Below are 15,747 nucleotides of genomic sequence, written 5' to 3' on the forward strand. Positions count from 1 at the left end.
GTTAGATCGTTAATGGAAGCACTAATGGAAGCATTAATGGACGCCTTAACGAAGCTTTGTATCTCATTCACGCGGTTTGCCGCTAGCATACCCATGCACTTGGCTGCGGCACAACAAAGGCTCGCCCGCGGCACGGGATCGGAGCACTCCAGAGGCGCTATGGGCACGTTCTGCAGCGCCCGCGGGCCACCGCACAAGCAAAAGACCGGCGTTAGGCCGGTCTTTTGGTCATTTTTATGGAATGTAAAGCACTTGGCCTTCTGTCACACTGTGCTCCTGAAGACGGTTGTAGAGTGCAATTTCACGCGGATTCAACTGATAGCGCTGGGCGATCAGTTCGAGCGTTTCTTCCCGCTGCACGATGCACATCCGCACACGTTTGAATTCGCGCTCCTCCGCGAATCTGCCGAGGAACAAGTTTTTCCATTCGATCTCATCACCCGGAGCGGGCTTTGCTGCTTCTTCCTCTTGCTTGGCCGCCGTTTGTTCCGCCGCCTGGCGGGCTTCCTGCTCGCGCCGGCTGGAGTGAAGCAGCGTCGACAAGCCGACGTTCTCCTGTCCTTCATCCGCTTCGGCCGGCCGCTTGCTTCCAAAAGCGATCTTCATCTGCTTCTCTTCCTCGGCATTCGTCTGGGCAATCGGCTCCGGTACCCGGCTATCGGCTGCGATTCCCGTTTCCGCCGATGCCTCCTCCTCCGCCTCGGATGCAGCCGATTGCACAGCCTGATCGTCTGAAGCGCCGGCCCGTTCAGGCGACGCATCCGCTTCGAACGCCTCAAGCTCGGCAGACGATTCCTGCCCCTCCGGAACGGCTGTCGGCTCCTGCGCTTCCCGCTGGGGCTGATCTTCCGCCTTCTGCGCGGACAACGATTCCCGAACGGCTTCGGAAGCCGTTTCACGCTGCGGCGACGCCGCTTCGTTCGCGAGCCATTCGCCGAACGCTATCCCGGGTTCCGCCGCCGCATCCGCTTGCGGCTCTTCGCCTTGGGCCGCTTGACCGCCGTGCTCGGCGAAAGCCGACCAATCGATGACGGGCTGCTGCGGAACCGTATACGCTTCGGACTGCTGCTGCGAAGCCGCGTACGATTCCGGGCGATAAAATGCCCCCTCCTCGACATCCCCGTCCCCGGCTTGCGCATGATCGGGATAACCGGCCTCCGGCGAATTCTGCCAGACATTAAACGGCTGCCCCGACTGAGACGCGGACTGGAAGGCGGAAGTTTCAGCTTCTGACAGCGCGGTCTTCGGCCAGGGAGCCGGGCGCAACGTATTATGGGGCGGCTGCCAGGGCGATGTCCGTCCTGCGGCATCCCGGCTTTCAGACTGAAGCTCGTACGACGGCGGCAAGGCTTGCTGCCCGTCGTATTCCGCAAATCCGTTTGCGGACAGATCGGAGCCTGCGGTCCCGACAAAGCCGGACACTTCCGTTTCCCCCGGCTGTTCCGGCCGCTGCTCGGCGTACTCCGGAGTCTGCTGAAATTCGTCGTCCGTATCGGCAGGAGCCGCGAACGCTTCCTCCGGCTCTTCCGCTTCGTCCCTGGCGGCGAAATCTTGTCCAGTCCAAGAATCGTCCTTTCGCTTGTGAACGACGGTGAAAGGCTCTTCCCGCCAAGCCGGTTCCGCTTCCGGCTCGCTCTCCAACCGAATGCCGTTCAACGATAAAACGCCGGTAATGTTGAGCGTACGCGCCGAAAGGACGTCGACGTCAAAATTATCGATTTCGACCGAAATATCGTCAAGCGATTCGACCCTGTTCATCGGCAGCGTAATTTCCACCGGTATGCGGTGCTCGAGCGATTGCGATTCCGCGGTATGTTGCGCGTTGTAAATCCCTGAGAGCAGAAGGTTCCCTTTCAGTACAGCCTGCTCCCCTTGCTGCAGCACCTGTATCCGGGGAACAAGCTCGATCTCCTCCAGTTCTTCGATTCCGGCCATTTCATCGGGCAAATGTACGCGTTCGTATACGTCAAAGCGCAGCCCGCTCGTTTGATCCGACACGCACTTCGTCCTCCCTTCCCGTTCTGAATGCTTGGGCCTAATGGCATCATTCACTATCTATCTATATGGGAAAGACTAGAAGAGCATGACTATCATTTGTCGCCTTGTAAAAATGTATCGTTGCAACCATTGCGCCCCGGCTCATCAACGCCATACCGCCTGCGTTGCCGCCCTGCTTGCGCTTTGCCGGTCTTGGAAGGAGCAGCAGCCGGGCGGTGAAACCGGTGAGAACGGTGAAAATGGTGAAACCGGTGAGAACCGCGGTGACAATGAGAAAAGTAAATGGTGCAGAAGGCTAGGGCGAATCGACACGGCCCCGGACCGGTTGTTGAGTGAAACTGCCAAACAGCATATTTCGATCGATCACCGCTCCTTGGCTGCCTCGCAGCTTCCCGATCGATCGCCCCTCCTTAGCTGTCACGCAACTTCCCAATCGGTCGCCGCTCCTTAGCTGCCTCGCAACTTCCCAATCGGACGCCGCTCCTTGGCTGCCTCGCAGCTTCCCGATCGTTCGCCGCTCCTTAGCTATCGCGCAGCTTCCCGATCGATCGCCCCTCCTTAGCTGCCTCGCAGTTTCCCGATCGGTCGCCGCTCCTTAGCTATCGCGCAGCTTCCCGATCAGCCTGTCCAGCCAGGCCGGGCGGACGGCCTGCGCTTCGACCGGTTCGCCGGTTAGCGGGTGCCGGAACAACAGCCGCTCTCCGTGCAGCGCCTGATGGGCGAGCTGCGAGACTTCGCCGCCGTACAATCCGTCGCCGAGCAGCGGATGGCCGATATGGCTGAAATGGACGCGGATCTGATGCGTTCTGCCGGTCTCCAGACGGATGCGGACGAGGGCGGCCGAACGGAACTGTTCCGCCACTTCGTAATGCGTCACGGCGGCGTCGCCGTTCCTTGTCACGCATCGGCGCGAACGGTGATGGCGGTCGCGGCCGATCGGCAAGTCGATCGTGCCGCGAGAAGCTTTCAACCGGCCTTGTACGATGGCGACATACCGGCGGTCCACCTCTTTGCCGCGCATCGCCTCGTCGAGCCGCCATTGCGCCAGGTCGTTCTTGGCGAACAGCACAGGCCCGGACGTATCGTCATCAAGCCGGTGAATATGCCGGACGGGCTGCGGATCTCCGGCAATCAGGCAATGCCGCGCCGCCGCTTCCGCCAGCGTCCCCCGCTCGCCCGGCGACGCGCCATGCACCCGCATGCCGGCCGGCTTGTTCAGCACGAGCGCGTAATCGTCTTCCCACAGCGGCACCGCGAGCGCTTCCAACTTCGGATTGGCCGGAGGCAAGGCCGCCATCCGGTACAGTTCGCTGCGGTCCAAATGAGCGGCGGGAAAAGCGTGCAAGAGCACACGCTCGCCTTCCATCCGAATGCCGCCGACGGAAAACAAGCGGTTAATCCATTTGGCGGGAAAAAGGGAAGAGGCCAGCAGCCGCTTCCGCACCTCGTGCGGATGGCTGCCGGCCTCCGGCCAATCGTCCGATCCGGCCGGCCGGACCAGCGCAAGCCATTCCCCTTCCCGCCGCGCCGACGCAAGATCGATGCGCATCGGGAGTTCACCTCTCTACAACCGGCGCAGCGCTTCGCCATGCGCCGCGATCGTCATTTCGATTTCTTCGTCGCTATGCGCGGCCGAAACGAACATGCCTTCGAACTGCGACGGCGCGATGTTCACGCCAAGCTCCAAGAGCGCGGCAAAATACGTTTTGAACCGCTCGAGGTCGGAGGTGCGGGCCGTATCGAAATTGACAACCTGCCGATCCGTAAAAACGGGCATACCATCGAGCCGACGCGATTGATCGTGTACGCCACGCCATACTTCCGCGCGTTCTCCTCGAAACCGGCCTGCAGCCGGGCAGCCTTCCGCTCCAGCTGCTCATACGTATCCGGCGTCAGCAGCTTCAACGTCGTATAGCCTGCCGCCATCGCAAGCGGGTTGCCCGACAACGTGCCGGCCTGGTAGATCGGCCCGGTCGGCGCGATCATCTCCATAATTTCGCGCTTGCCGCCATAGGCGCCGACCGGCAATCCCCCGCCGATCACCTTGCCGAAGCAGGTCAGATCGGGCTCAATGCCAAACAAGCCTTGCGCGCAATGGTAGTGAACGCGAAAGCCGGTCATGACCTCGTCGAAAATCAACAGGCTGCCGTATTCGCGGGTAATTTCCCGGAGCCCTTCCAGAAACCCCGGAAGCGGCGGCACGACGCCCATATTGCCGGCCACCGGCTCGACGATGACGCAAGCGATATCCTCGCCGTATTTCTCAAAAGCAAGGCGAACCGATTCCAGATCGTTATACGGGACCGTTATCGTATGGGAAGCCGTGCTTTCCGGAACGCCGGGGCTGTCCGGCAATCCGAGCGTGGCGACGCCGGACCCCGCCTTGATCAGCAAACTGTCGGCATGCCCGTGATACGAACCTTCGAATTTTACAATTTTGCTCCGCTTCGTATAGCCCCGTGCCAGCCGCAGCGCGCTCATCGTCGCCTCGGTTCCGGAGTTGACCATGCGTACGAGGTCGACCGACGGCACCCGCTCGCATACGAGCTTCGCCATCTCCGTCTCCAGCTCGGTCGGAGCGCCGAAGCTGGTGCCCTTTTCGGCAACCGACTTGACCGCGTCGATCACTTCGGGATGGGCGTGCCCGAGAATAAGCGGCCCCCATGATCCGACATAATCGATGTAGGCGTTGCCGTCGATGTCATAGACGCGGGCGCCTTCCCCCCGCTCCATGTAGACCGGCGTCAAACCGACCGACTTGAATGCCCGAACCGGGCTGTTCACGCCTCCCGGGATGACCCGCTTCGCTTGCTCGAAAGCCTGTTTCGACCGCTCGTCGCTTTTTCGTCCGAATAATGTTGTCGACACGTTCAACCCGCCTCCTTCGAAAATTGCGCCGTCACCGTATATGTCCGCATCTTCTGTCCCGCGACAAAGGAGCGAATCCGTCGTCCCCGTCCACTCGCTCCCGGCGTATCCGGCGCTGTCGTCATCGCGATGCCGCCCGGCTAACGGGCGGCGACGTCATGCCCGGCCGCCGGCCAGGCCTTCCCTTACCCATTTCGCCGCATCCTTCGCATGATACGTGATGATCAGGTCGGCGCCGGCGCGCTTCATGCCGGTCAGCGTCTCCATCACGATCGCCCGCTCGTCGATCCAGCCGTTCGCGGCAGCCGCCTTCACCATGGAATATTCAGCGCTGACGTTGTAGGCCACGACAGGCAGGTCGAATTGCTCCTTCAGCAGGCGAATGACGTCCATGTAAGCGAGCGCCGGCTTCACCATTAGCATATCCGCGCCTTCGGCGACGTCGGATTCCGCTTCGCGCAGCGCTTCCCTGACATTGCCGGGGTCCATCTGGTACGTCTTCCGGTCGCCGAATTGCGGCGCCGAATGAGCGGCATCGCGGAACGGACCGTAAAAAGCCGAGGCATATTTCACCGAGTAGGACATAATCGGCACGTTCTCGAACCCCGCTTCGTCCAGCCCTTGCCGGATCGCGGCGACGAAGCCGTCCATCATGTTCGACGGCGCGATGATGTCCGCTCCCGCTTCCGCTTGCGATACCGCCGTCTTCACGAGCAACTCGAGCGAAGGGTCGTTGGCAATCTCCGCCGCTCCGGTAACCGGATGATGGTGAATGAGGCCGCAGTGGCCGTGGTCCGTAAACTGGCACAGGCAAGTGTCGGCGATCACGACCAGCTCGGGCGCCTGCGCCTTGACCGCGCGGATCGCCCGCTGCACGATGCCGTCGGCATCGTATGCAGACGATCCTTCGGCATCCTTCGTTTCGGGAACGCCAAAGAGCAGAACCGCCGGAATACCGGCGTCTACGACTTCGCGAATTTCCTCCTCCAGCCGGTCCAGGGAGAAATGAAATACGCCGGGCATCGAAGGAATTTCTTCTTTCACGTTGTCGCCATAGGTGACAAATATCGGGTAAATCAAATCGTTAACGGTCAGCACCGTCTCCCGCACCATGTTCCGCAGCGCGGTCGTACGGCGGAGCCGCCGATGACGTACGATCGGAAATGTCATTGCTTGTTGTCCTCCTTCTTCTCCGCCTCCTGGCGGCGGTCGGCGCGCCGCCGGACGATCGCGTCGATCAGCGACGCGATCGTCGCCTCCTCGGGCTGAATCGTCACCTTCAATCCGGCTTCCTCGGCCGTTCGCGCCGTCAGCGGGCCGATGCAGGCGATTTCGGCGCCGGCCAGCAGCTCGGCCGGCTTCTCCACGCCTTGACGCCGAAGAACCTCGAGCAAATTGGTCACGGTCGAGGAGCTCGTAAACGTGACGATATGAACCGCCTTCTCCTTGAGAAGCCACAACGCCAGCTCGTCCTGATCCTCCGCGATCGCCGTCTCGTACACGTCGATTGCGACGGCGTCGATTCCTCTGGACGTCAACTCGCGGAGCAGCACATCGCGGGCCAGATTGCCGCGCGGCAGCAGCGCCCGCTCGCCCGGCTTGAGCTCGTCGGCCAGAAGCTCGATCAATCCTTCGGCCTGATACGTCTGCGGCAGCGCTTCGACCCGCAAGCCGCGTTCAGCCAGCGCTTCGGCCGTCTTCGGACCGACCGCGGCAATCCGGGCGGCGTGAAAGCGGCGAATATCGATTCCATAGGTTTGCAAATGCCGGAAGAAATAATTTACGCCGTTTACGCTCGTGAAGATGAGCCACCGGTACGTCTCCGCAGCCTCGAGCGCCACCTTGATCGACTCGCGGGCCGCCGGCCCGGACGGCGCTCGCGTCTCGATGACCGGAAACTCGACCGGCTCGCCGCCGAGCTCCTCGATTTGCTTGACCAGACCGCTCGCCTGCTCTCTCGCCCGCGTTACGAGAATGCGGGTACCGAACAGCGGTTTGCGTTCGAACCATTGCAGCGATTCCCGCTGGCGGACTACCTCGCCAACAACGATGACGGCCGGGGGCTGGAAATTCGCCCGCTTCACCTGCTCTTCAATCGTCTCCAGCGTGCCGACGAGCGTCTCCTGCTCGACCATCGTTCCCCAGCGGACAAGCGCCACCGGCGTATCCGGCGATTTGCCGTGCCGGATCAACTGCTCGGCGATATAGCCGATCTTCGCAACACCCATCAAAAAATGAGCGTGCCGGTCGCATTCGTCACCTTGTCCCAATGGATCGACTTGTCCAGCTTTTCCGGACTTTCGTGTCCGGTTATGATCGACAGGGAGGAAGCGATCTCCCGATGCGTGACCGGGATGCCGGCATAGGCGGGAACCGCAATGGCCGACGTAATGCCGGGCACGATTTCAAACTCGATCCCGTGCTGCCGCAATAGACCGGCCTCTTCGCCGACACGGCCGAAAATAGTCGGGTCCCCGCCTTTCAGCCGGGTCACCCTTTTGCCCTGCAGCGCCAAATCGACGAGCAGCTGGTTGATCTCCTCCTGCTTCATCGTATGGCGGTCCGGCAGCTTGCCGACATAAATTTTCTCCGTGTTCGGCTTGACATAACGGAGCAGCAGCGGGCTGGCCAAACGGTCGTATACGACGACATCGCTCGACGCCAGACATTCCATCCCCCGCACCGTAATCAGCTTCGGGTCTCCAGGTCCCGCTCCGACCAGATAGACGATTCCTTTACCCATCCGTTCCGCCTCCGAATTCGGCCAACAACCGGTCCGCCCCGCTCGCCCGGAGCGATTCCGCCAGTTCTTGCCCGAGCGCTTCGGGATCGGTTCCCCGCCGCATATCCTTTAAAATCGTCATGCCGTCAGGCGTTCCGACCATCCCCGTCAGCTCCAATAGCTGCGCGCCCGTCCCGTCCGATCCGACAAGGACGGCGTACGCACCGATCGGCACCTGGCAGCCGCCGTTCAGGGCGCCCAGGAAAGCCCGCTCGGCCCGAACGGCCAGCTCCGTCTCCTTATCATTCAGAAGCGCAAGCAATTGCAGCACTTCCCGGTCATTATCGCGGCATTCGATGCCGAGCGCCCCTTGGCCGACCGCGGGAAGGCAGATGTCTTCAGGGATCGTCGCCGAAATCCGGTCCTCCCAGCCCATCCGGGTCAAGCCGGCCGCAGCCAGCACGATCGCATCGAAGCCTTCGGTCTCCAGCTTCCGGATGCGGGAATCGATATTGCCGCGAATCCACTCGATCCGAAGATCCGGACGCGCATGCTTCAACTGGCTGGATCGACGCAAACTGCTCGTTCCGACCTTCGCGCCGCGCGGCAAGCCGGCCAAACCGCCGCCGTGATTCGAAATCAGGCAGTCGCGCGGATCGATCCGTTTCGGCACCGCTCCGGTCGTAAGCCCTGCCGGAAGCTGATACGGCATATCCTTCATGCTGTGAACCGCCATATCGATTTCTCCATCCAGAAGCGCCTGCTCGATCTCTTTGACAAAAAGGCCCTTGCCGCCCACCTTCGATAACGTGACGTCCAGAATGCGGTCGCCTTTGGTCACGATTTTTTGATTTCGAACTTGTAGTTGAACCCGTGCTTCTCGGACAGGCGCCGCAGCTCCTCCACCACTTGTCCGGTCTGGGTTAGCGCCAGCGCGCTCTGTCTTGTCCCGACGACGATCGTTCTGCCGTCGTGGCCCGAATCCGCCATCTTCGTCGTCCTCCCATCCGCTTCTTTATCTTTTCCCGCAGTACATGCTTTCGGCACGCTCGGCTTGTCCGCCGACATCCGCAGCCGCTCGATCCACCGATCGATCGCCCGGTCGACCTCCGCTTCGTCTACGGCCGCCTGCATCGAAAGCTCCGCGTCAGGATGATGCGGAGCCTCCTCCGCGGCGAGACGAAGCAGCCGCTGACGCTCGCCCCTGTCGGGGACGGCTGTCGCCAACCGTTCCCGGAGACGCTTGAGCAGCGACGCGCTGCGCTCATACTCCGCGCCGTACCGCTGTTTGAGCTCGCGGGCGATGCGGGCGGACAGCGCAGGGCTCGCCCCCGACGCGGATACCGCGATAACCAGTTCCCCGCGCCTCACGACCGCCGGGGTAACGAAGCTTCCGGACGCAGCGTCGTCGACAACGTTGACAAGCGCCCCTGCGCGCTTGGCCGCCGCGGCAGCTATCCGATTCAACGCGCGGTCGGACGATGCCGCAATGACGAGGTCGGCGCCGAGGGCGGCGGCATCGCATGCGGCGAAACGTCTGCGCTCCAGCCGGATTTTCCCTTCCTTCCCAAGCCGGACGAGTCCCTCGGTTGCCTCGGGCGCAATGACGACGACATGGGCGGCTCCGGCTTCAAGCAGGGCGGCCGTTTTCCGTTCGGCGACCGCTCCGCCGCCGATGACGACGCAGCGCATTGCCGACACGTCGAGCATAATCGGATAATAGCGGGCCATGGCGTATCTTAACCTTCCTCTCCGATGGTTCCTTTCCCCTCTATTGTACAAAAATATCGCGATGACAAGCGAATCCGTCACCAGCACGCCATACCTAACCGCTATCCTCCGCCGCCTGAAGACGAAACGGTCCCGGCCCCGATACCGGATATTTGCGCCGCAAAACTGCCGCCGGCACTGCGGCGCAGCCTGCCGTCAAGGCCGCAACATACGCAACAATAGAAGCAGCCCTGCAGCCGCCGCGTTAACTTCCGTCGGCCGGCACCATCGGGATCGACCGAAGGAAGGAACGGCAAGCCCAGGGCATCAGCTTAAAACCGTCAAGGCGCCGCAGTGGCCAGACCGATAACAGGCTGAGGCTTGGAACCGGCTCCGCCTGCCCGTGCCGCAAGCGGAACGGGAGCGGCTTCCGGCACCTGCTCGCGATCGGCTTCCTCGACCGCTTCCTCAAGCGCAAACAGCTTGACGAACATATCCATCGCTTCCGCCGCGCGCTTGTCTCCCGCCATCTCCTTGATGCGCAAAATCGGATCGTGCGTCATCTGGTTGACGATGCTTTTGGTCAGTTTGCGTATGACCTTCAACTCGCGTTCGCCAAGGTCCGGCAGCTTCTTCATCAGGCTGTCCATCGTTTCCTCATGGATAGCCGCAGCTTTGTCCTGAAGCGCGCGAATGAGCGGGACGACGCCAAGCGTCCGATACCATTCGCGGAACGCCTCGTACTCCTCGGCAATCATCGCTTCGATCTTGAGCGCTTCTTTGCGGCGCTGCTCCAAATTGTTTTCCACAATACCTTCAAGATCGTCGATATCGTACAGAAAAACGTTCTCCACCGACGCGATGGCCGGATCGAGATCGCGCGGCACCGCGATATCGATCATGAACAGCGGGCGCGATTTGCGCCGCTTCATCGCCTCGGCCACCTGCTCACGCTGCAATACGAAACCGTCCGCACCCGTCGAGCTGATAATAATGTCCGCCTCATGCAGCCGCCGGATCGCCTCCGGCATCGAGCATGGTATACCGTTAAATTTATCGGCCAATTCAACCGCACGATCGTATGTCCGGTTCACGACGATGATTTTCTCCGCACCGTTCGCGTACAGATGCTTCGCAGTCAACTCGCTCATTTTGCCGGCGCCGAGAATCATCACCGTCTTCTTCGCGAATTGTCCGAAGATCCGCTTGCCCAGCTCCACGGCCGCATAGCTGACCGATACCGCCGTTTCGCCGATGGACGTCTCGGAATGCGCCCTCTTTGCCACCGTAATCGCCTGCCGGAACAGCATGTTAAACAGCGTCCCGGTCGCTTTCAGCTCCTGCGCAAGCTGAAAAGCGCTCTTCACCTGACCGAGAATTTGCGTTTCCCCGATAACCATCGAATCGAGTCCGCTCGCGACCCGCATCAGATGCTTGACCGCAAGATCGTCCTCGAACATGTACAGATGATGCGTAAACTCCTGACGGGGCAAACCGAACCAGTTCTCCATAAAGCTGCGAATGTAATGGCCGCAAAGATGATGCCGGTCCACCACCGCATACAATTCCGTACGGTTGCAGGTCGCCACGATGACACATTCCAGAATGCTCTTCGTTTGTTTCAGCTGTTGAATCGCTTCCGGCAAATCCCGCTCGGAGAACGTGAACCGCTCCCTCACTTCGACGGGGGCCGTCCGATAATTCAAGCCGACAACGATGATGTGCATGGGCTCCACCTGCCTCCTCTCGCCAATCAGAACTCTAAATTAAAATTATTATTAATTATAGCATAGTTCGACAAGCCTTACCGTATCATTTATGAATAATCTTTGAATTACGGGACGAGGGACTCTTCCTATTGTAGACGGTCTGCATCGCGCTTATTCTTCGAAAAAGAAATAACCATGGACGGAGAATCCATGGTTATCCGATTATAAAGGTCGAACAACGGCCAGCCGCCGAACTAGACGAGTTCAACCTGCTTCAATTCCGGTTCAATGACTTGCAACTCGCCGATTCCCCGGACAAGTTTCTTCGCGTGCACCTTCTCCGGTTTCAATACGGACATCATATAATCAATGGCCAGTTGCGGATCCACGGTTTCGCCGCAAGTATAGCAATCGAGAGCGGCAAAGCCTTTCTCAGGATACGTATGAATCGAGAGATGGCTTTCCGACAGCAGGACAAGCACCGTTGCGCCTTGAGGCTCAAATTGTTTGGCTTGAACCGAGAGGACGGTGGCACCGCAAGCTTCGGCTGCTTCCACCATATGCGCTTGCAGCATTTCCGCATTGTTCAACAAATCAAAATCAACACCCCAAGCATCGACCGCAACGTGTCTTCCGAAAGTTGAATATTCCATCTTCCGGTTCCCCCTTCCTAGGAATAAAATGTTGTACAAATTTCATCCGCTAGGACCTACGTCATTCACTTCTCGAGGGAATAGTCTCTCGCAACATTACTATGTCCTGAGTGAATCCTGGTTCCTATTATTTTTTCAACGAAGTTAAAAATAACATCTATCGCACAGAAATGCAACCCTTTTTTTAACCCGGACATTCGGGTCGTTTGTCCATTTATAACCTATGTTCGAAAGGGCCGGATCGTGCATATCCCGCTGATAAAAAACGGGAGCCGGACCATCGGCCCGGCTCCTGCCGTTTTCGCCAACGCTTCAGGCTTCCAGCACGAACAGCTTGTGCGTCAATTCCCTGAGGCGTTCGTCAATCATCGTAATTTCATGGCTGTCTTTGCTTTGATTGCGCAAATCGAGCAGCTCGTTGATCGCGTTTTGGACGATTTCGATTTCCTGCTCGACGAAACGATTGCGGAATTGCTTCTCAAGCGCGCCGAGCGTATCCTTGCGCTCGAATACGATCCGCGCGCCGGCGTCAGTCTGTTCCACGATCCGGCTGACTGCACCTCTGCTGTAATGATATACCATCGTATAATGACTGTAGATTCGGTTGACGATCGCGTCGCCTTTAAAAGCGGCTACCGCTTTGCGCATCACGTTCGTCAGCTTCGGATGAACCAGGCGGCAGGAAAGCACACAGACGTAATGATCTTGCTGACGCTCGAACGTCAGCTGCACTTCTTCCCTCCCTGCAACGTCTTCGAGCACGAGCTCCTGATTGCCGTTTTCGAGCACCTTTACATGCAAACAGATTTGCTGCTCCTCAAGAAACCGGACAAATTGGGGCATTTCCTCCGTCGTCAACTGCAGTTTGGCTTTTACATACTCCGTGGCTAACCGCTGAGCCATAAAAATCTCCTCAATTCTTTAAACTTCCGCGCTTATCGCTTCTCTGATTTACCGTATCTTTATTATACGCCATCCAACAAATGTCTTCCTGCCTTCCGGTCTTTATATTTTCGCATTTTCCGGGAAAAAACCAGCCTTATTCGCGATGAGATCAACAGATTCCCTTATATCCTCGATATTATAACGGAAGTTTGGGGGCTTAAGCTGTTCATTCCAAATTTAGGTCGGTCGCCTCGGCGATGATCGCCCACAGCTCGTCCCGCCCTTTGCCCGTCTCGGAGGAGAACAAGACGAACGGGTCGCGGGGATCGGCTTCCAGCGTTTCTTTGGCGATTTTCACATGCTTGTCCCATTTGCCCCGCGGGATTTTGTCCGCCTTCGTGGCCACGACGCAGACCGGAATGCGGTAATGCTTGAGCCAATGGTACATCAACCGGTCGTCTTCGGTCGGAGGGTGGCGGATGTCCACGATCAGAATGAGCAGCTTGAGCGGCTCTCTCGTCTGCAAAAACTGTTCCGCGATCCGTCCCCACTCCTCCCGCTGCCGCTTCGAAACTTTGGCGTAGCCGTAGCCCGGAAAGTCGACGAAATAGAGCTTGTCGTTCACCCGGTAGTAGTTCAGCTGCTGCGTCTTGCCCGGCTGGGAGCTTGTCCGGGCCAGATTTTCCGTTCGATCATCCGGTTGATGAGCGACGACTTCCCGACATTGGAGCGCCCTGCCAGCGCTACCTCCGGCAGGGCGTCATCGGGAAACTGTTGCGGCTTAACCGCGCTGATTACAAACTCCGCTTTCGTAATTTTCATGACACCGTCGTCCCCGCATTCTGACCCGAAGCAGCGATTCCCGGTCCGTCCAGCAGCGCATGCCGGATCACTTCATCCATATGAGAGACGGGAACGAACTCCATATCGGCGCGTATGCTGTCCGGCACCTCGCGCAAATCGCGTTCATTGTCGGCCGGGAGCAGCACTTTGCGAATGCCCGCGCGGTGAGCGGCAAGCGCCTTCTCTTTCAGCCCGCCGATCGGCAGCACGCGGCCGCGAAGCGTAATTTCGCCGGTCATCGCCACTTCCCTGGACACCTTCCGGCCGGTCAGCGCGGAAATAAGCGCCGTGGCGATCGTGATGCCCGCCGAAGGCCCGTCTTTCGGAATCGCTCCTTCCGGAATATGAATATGAATATCGTATTTCTCGTGGAATTGCGGATCGATCGAAAGCTCGTTCGCCTTCGCCCGCGTATAGCTGAAAGCGGCCTGTGCCGACTCCTTCATCACATCGCCGAGCTTGCCGGTAAGCGTCAGCTTGCCGCTGCCCGGCATGACGGTCACTTCGATCACCAGCGTATCTCCGCCCACCTCGGTCCAGGCCAGCCCCGTAACCGCTCCGATCTGATCCTCCTGCTCCGCAAGCCCGTATCGGAATTTCGCCGGACCGAGCCACTCCCTGATCTGATCGACGTCCACGACGATGGGCGCGGAATCCGGAGCGGAGACGAGCTGCTTCGCCGCTTTTCGGCACAGCGCAGCCACCTGCTGCTCCAAATTGCGCACGCCCGATTCCCGCGTATATTCGCGGATAAGCTGCAGCAGCGCATCGTCCTCGAGCCGCAGCGCATCGTCTTCCAGACCGTGCTCGCGCTTTTGCTTCGGCAGCAGGTAGCGGCGGGCGATCTGGATTTTTTCGAGCTCCGTATATCCCGGAATGTACAGCACTTCCATCCGGTCGAGCAACGGACGCGGAATATTGTGAAGCGCATTCGCGGTCGTCACGAACATGACGTTCGACAGATCGTAAGGCACTTCGATAAAATGGTCGCTGAACGTTCCGTTCTGCTCCGGATCGAGCACTTCGAGCAGCGCCGACGCCGGATCGCCGCGGAAGTCCATCGCCATTTTGTCGATCTCGTCGAGCAGGAACACCGGATTGACGGTGCCGGCGTTTTTCATCCCCTGAATGATTCGGCCCGGCATAGCGCCCACGTATGTGCGCCGGTGACCGCGGATTTCGGCTTCGTCGCGCACCCCGCCGAGCGAAATCCGGACGAATTGCCGGCCGAGCGACTTGGCGATCGAGCGCGCAAGCGACGTCTTGCCGACGCCCGGCGGTCCGACGAAACAGAGTATCGGTCCTTTCAGCTTCTTGACGAGCTTCTGCACCGCCAAATATTCCAGGACGCGTTCCTTCGGCTTCTCCAGGCCGTAATGATCCTCATCCAGTATCCGCTCGGCATTGGCCAGATCCAGATCGTCTTCCGTTTTCTTCGTCCAGGGCAAAGACAACAGCCAATCGATATAATTGCGAATGACGCCCCCTTCCGCCGAGGTCGAGGGCATTTTTTCGAGCCGGTCGATTTCCTTTTCGATCTTTTCCCGGACCTTGTCGGGCACTCCGGCTTCGGCGAGTTGGCTTCGCAGCTCCTCCACTTCGCCGGCGCGTCCCTCCTTGTCGCCCAGTTCCTTCTGAATCGCCTTCATCTGCTCGCGCAGATAGTACTCCTTCTGCGTCTTCTCCATCTGCTTCTTGACGCGCTGGCTGATCTTCCGCTCGAGCTCGAGCACTTCCCGCTCGTTGTTCAGAATGTCAAGCAGCTTCTCCAGCCGCGCCCGGACGTCGACCGTCTCCAAAATTTCCTGCTTATCTTTAATTTTCAGAGACAGATGGCTCGTAATGACATCCGCAAGCCGCCCGGGTTCGTCGATATCCGATACGGCGGCAAGCGTTTCCGGCGTCACTTTTTTGGACAGATGAATATAATTTTCAAATTGGCCGAGCACCGTCCGCATGAGCGCATCCACTTCGGGATCGTCGACTGACGGCTCAGGCAGTTCCTTCACCATTACCTCGTAAAACTGTTCATTGGATAAATATTCGGTAATCTCGGCGCGGACTACCCCCTCAACCAGAACGCGAATCGTACCGTTGGGCAGCTTCAGCATTTGCCGCACCTTGGCGATAGTACCGACCCTATAAATGTCTTCCCTCGTCGGCTCCTCGATATTGACTTCCGATTGGGAACATAACAGAATCATGTGATCGTCAACCATGGCGCTCTCCAGCGCGCGAACCGATTTTTCTCTGCCCACGTCCAGATGGAGCACCATGCTGGGATAGACAAGAAGCCCCCGGAGCGGAAGCAAGGGCAACCGGCGGCCTTTCCCCTTCCCTTTCCCAGGTACCATACCAG

General features: G+C 59.2%; 8 protein-coding genes and 5 pseudogenes. All 13 read right to left on the bottom strand.

All coding sequences use genetic code 11. The annotated features are described in order from the left end of the window. Positions 1–234: 234 nt before the first annotated feature. Positions 235–1,998, bottom strand: a complete 1,764-nt coding sequence (locus PACILC2_RS04185; RefSeq protein WP_213527678.1) for a LysM peptidoglycan-binding domain-containing protein — start codon at positions 1,996–1,998, stop codon at positions 235–237. A gap of 595 nt (positions 1,999–2,593) precedes the next feature. Then, the gene (locus PACILC2_RS04190; protein WP_213527681.1) at positions 2,594–3,547 is read right to left on the bottom strand and encodes an RluA family pseudouridine synthase; all 954 of its coding nucleotides are present in this window, start codon (positions 3,545–3,547) and stop codon (positions 2,594–2,596) included. Positions 3,548–3,562: 15 nt separating this feature from the next. Continuing rightward, positions 3,563–4,866 (bottom strand): annotated as a pseudogene (gene hemL, locus PACILC2_RS04195) (glutamate-1-semialdehyde 2,1-aminomutase). Positions 4,867–4,868: 2 nt separating this feature from the next. After that, on the bottom strand, positions 4,869–4,991 hold the full coding sequence (locus PACILC2_RS27840; protein ID WP_280515272.1) for a hypothetical protein: 123 nt from the start codon (positions 4,989–4,991) through the stop codon (positions 4,869–4,871). A gap of 31 nt (positions 4,992–5,022) precedes the next feature. After that, complete coding sequence (gene hemB / locus PACILC2_RS04200; RefSeq protein WP_062491891.1) at positions 5,023–6,036, bottom strand: porphobilinogen synthase; 1,014 nt, start codon at positions 6,034–6,036, stop codon at positions 5,023–5,025. Next, positions 6,033–7,609: pseudogene (gene cobA, locus PACILC2_RS04205) on the bottom strand (uroporphyrinogen-III C-methyltransferase). The gene hemB and the pseudogene cobA overlap by 4 nt, the downstream one beginning before the upstream one ends. Beyond that, positions 7,602–8,578, bottom strand: a pseudogene (hemC, locus tag PACILC2_RS04210) (hydroxymethylbilane synthase). The pseudogenes cobA and hemC overlap by 8 nt, the downstream one beginning before the upstream one ends. 204 nt (positions 8,579–8,782) lie before the next feature. Then, positions 8,783–9,319: pseudogene (locus PACILC2_RS04215) on the bottom strand (precorrin-2 dehydrogenase/sirohydrochlorin ferrochelatase family protein); the annotation flags it as partial. 320 nt (positions 9,320–9,639) lie between these two features. Then, on the bottom strand, positions 9,640–11,025 hold the full coding sequence (gene hemA, locus PACILC2_RS04220; protein ID WP_082655131.1) for a glutamyl-tRNA reductase: 1,386 nt from the start codon (positions 11,023–11,025) through the stop codon (positions 9,640–9,642). A gap of 236 nt (positions 11,026–11,261) precedes the next feature. Further along, positions 11,262–11,660: an adenosylmethionine decarboxylase gene (gene speD, locus PACILC2_RS04225; RefSeq protein WP_062491887.1), complete on the bottom strand. Its 399-nt coding sequence runs from the start codon at positions 11,658–11,660 to the stop codon at positions 11,262–11,264. Positions 11,661–11,972: 312 nt separating this feature from the next. After that, a complete protein-coding gene (locus tag PACILC2_RS04230) occupies positions 11,973–12,563 on the bottom strand; it encodes a hypothetical protein (RefSeq protein ID WP_062491885.1) in 591 nt (196 codons plus the stop codon). A 208-nt stretch (positions 12,564–12,771) separates the two neighbouring features. Next, a pseudogene (yihA, locus tag PACILC2_RS04235) lies at positions 12,772–13,367 on the bottom strand (ribosome biogenesis GTP-binding protein YihA/YsxC). Then, positions 13,364–15,742 carry an endopeptidase La gene (gene lon, locus PACILC2_RS04240; protein WP_213527683.1) on the bottom strand — a complete coding sequence of 793 codons (2,379 nt, stop codon included), beginning with the start codon at positions 15,740–15,742 and terminating at the stop codon, positions 13,364–13,366. The pseudogene yihA and the gene lon overlap by 4 nt, the downstream one beginning before the upstream one ends. Positions 15,743–15,747: the final 5 nt, after the last annotated feature.

The sequence above is a fragment of the Paenibacillus cisolokensis genome (genome assembly GCF_018403665.1).
GTDB classification, from domain to species: Bacteria; Bacillota; Bacilli; order Paenibacillales; family Paenibacillaceae; genus Paenibacillus_AH; species Paenibacillus_AH cisolokensis.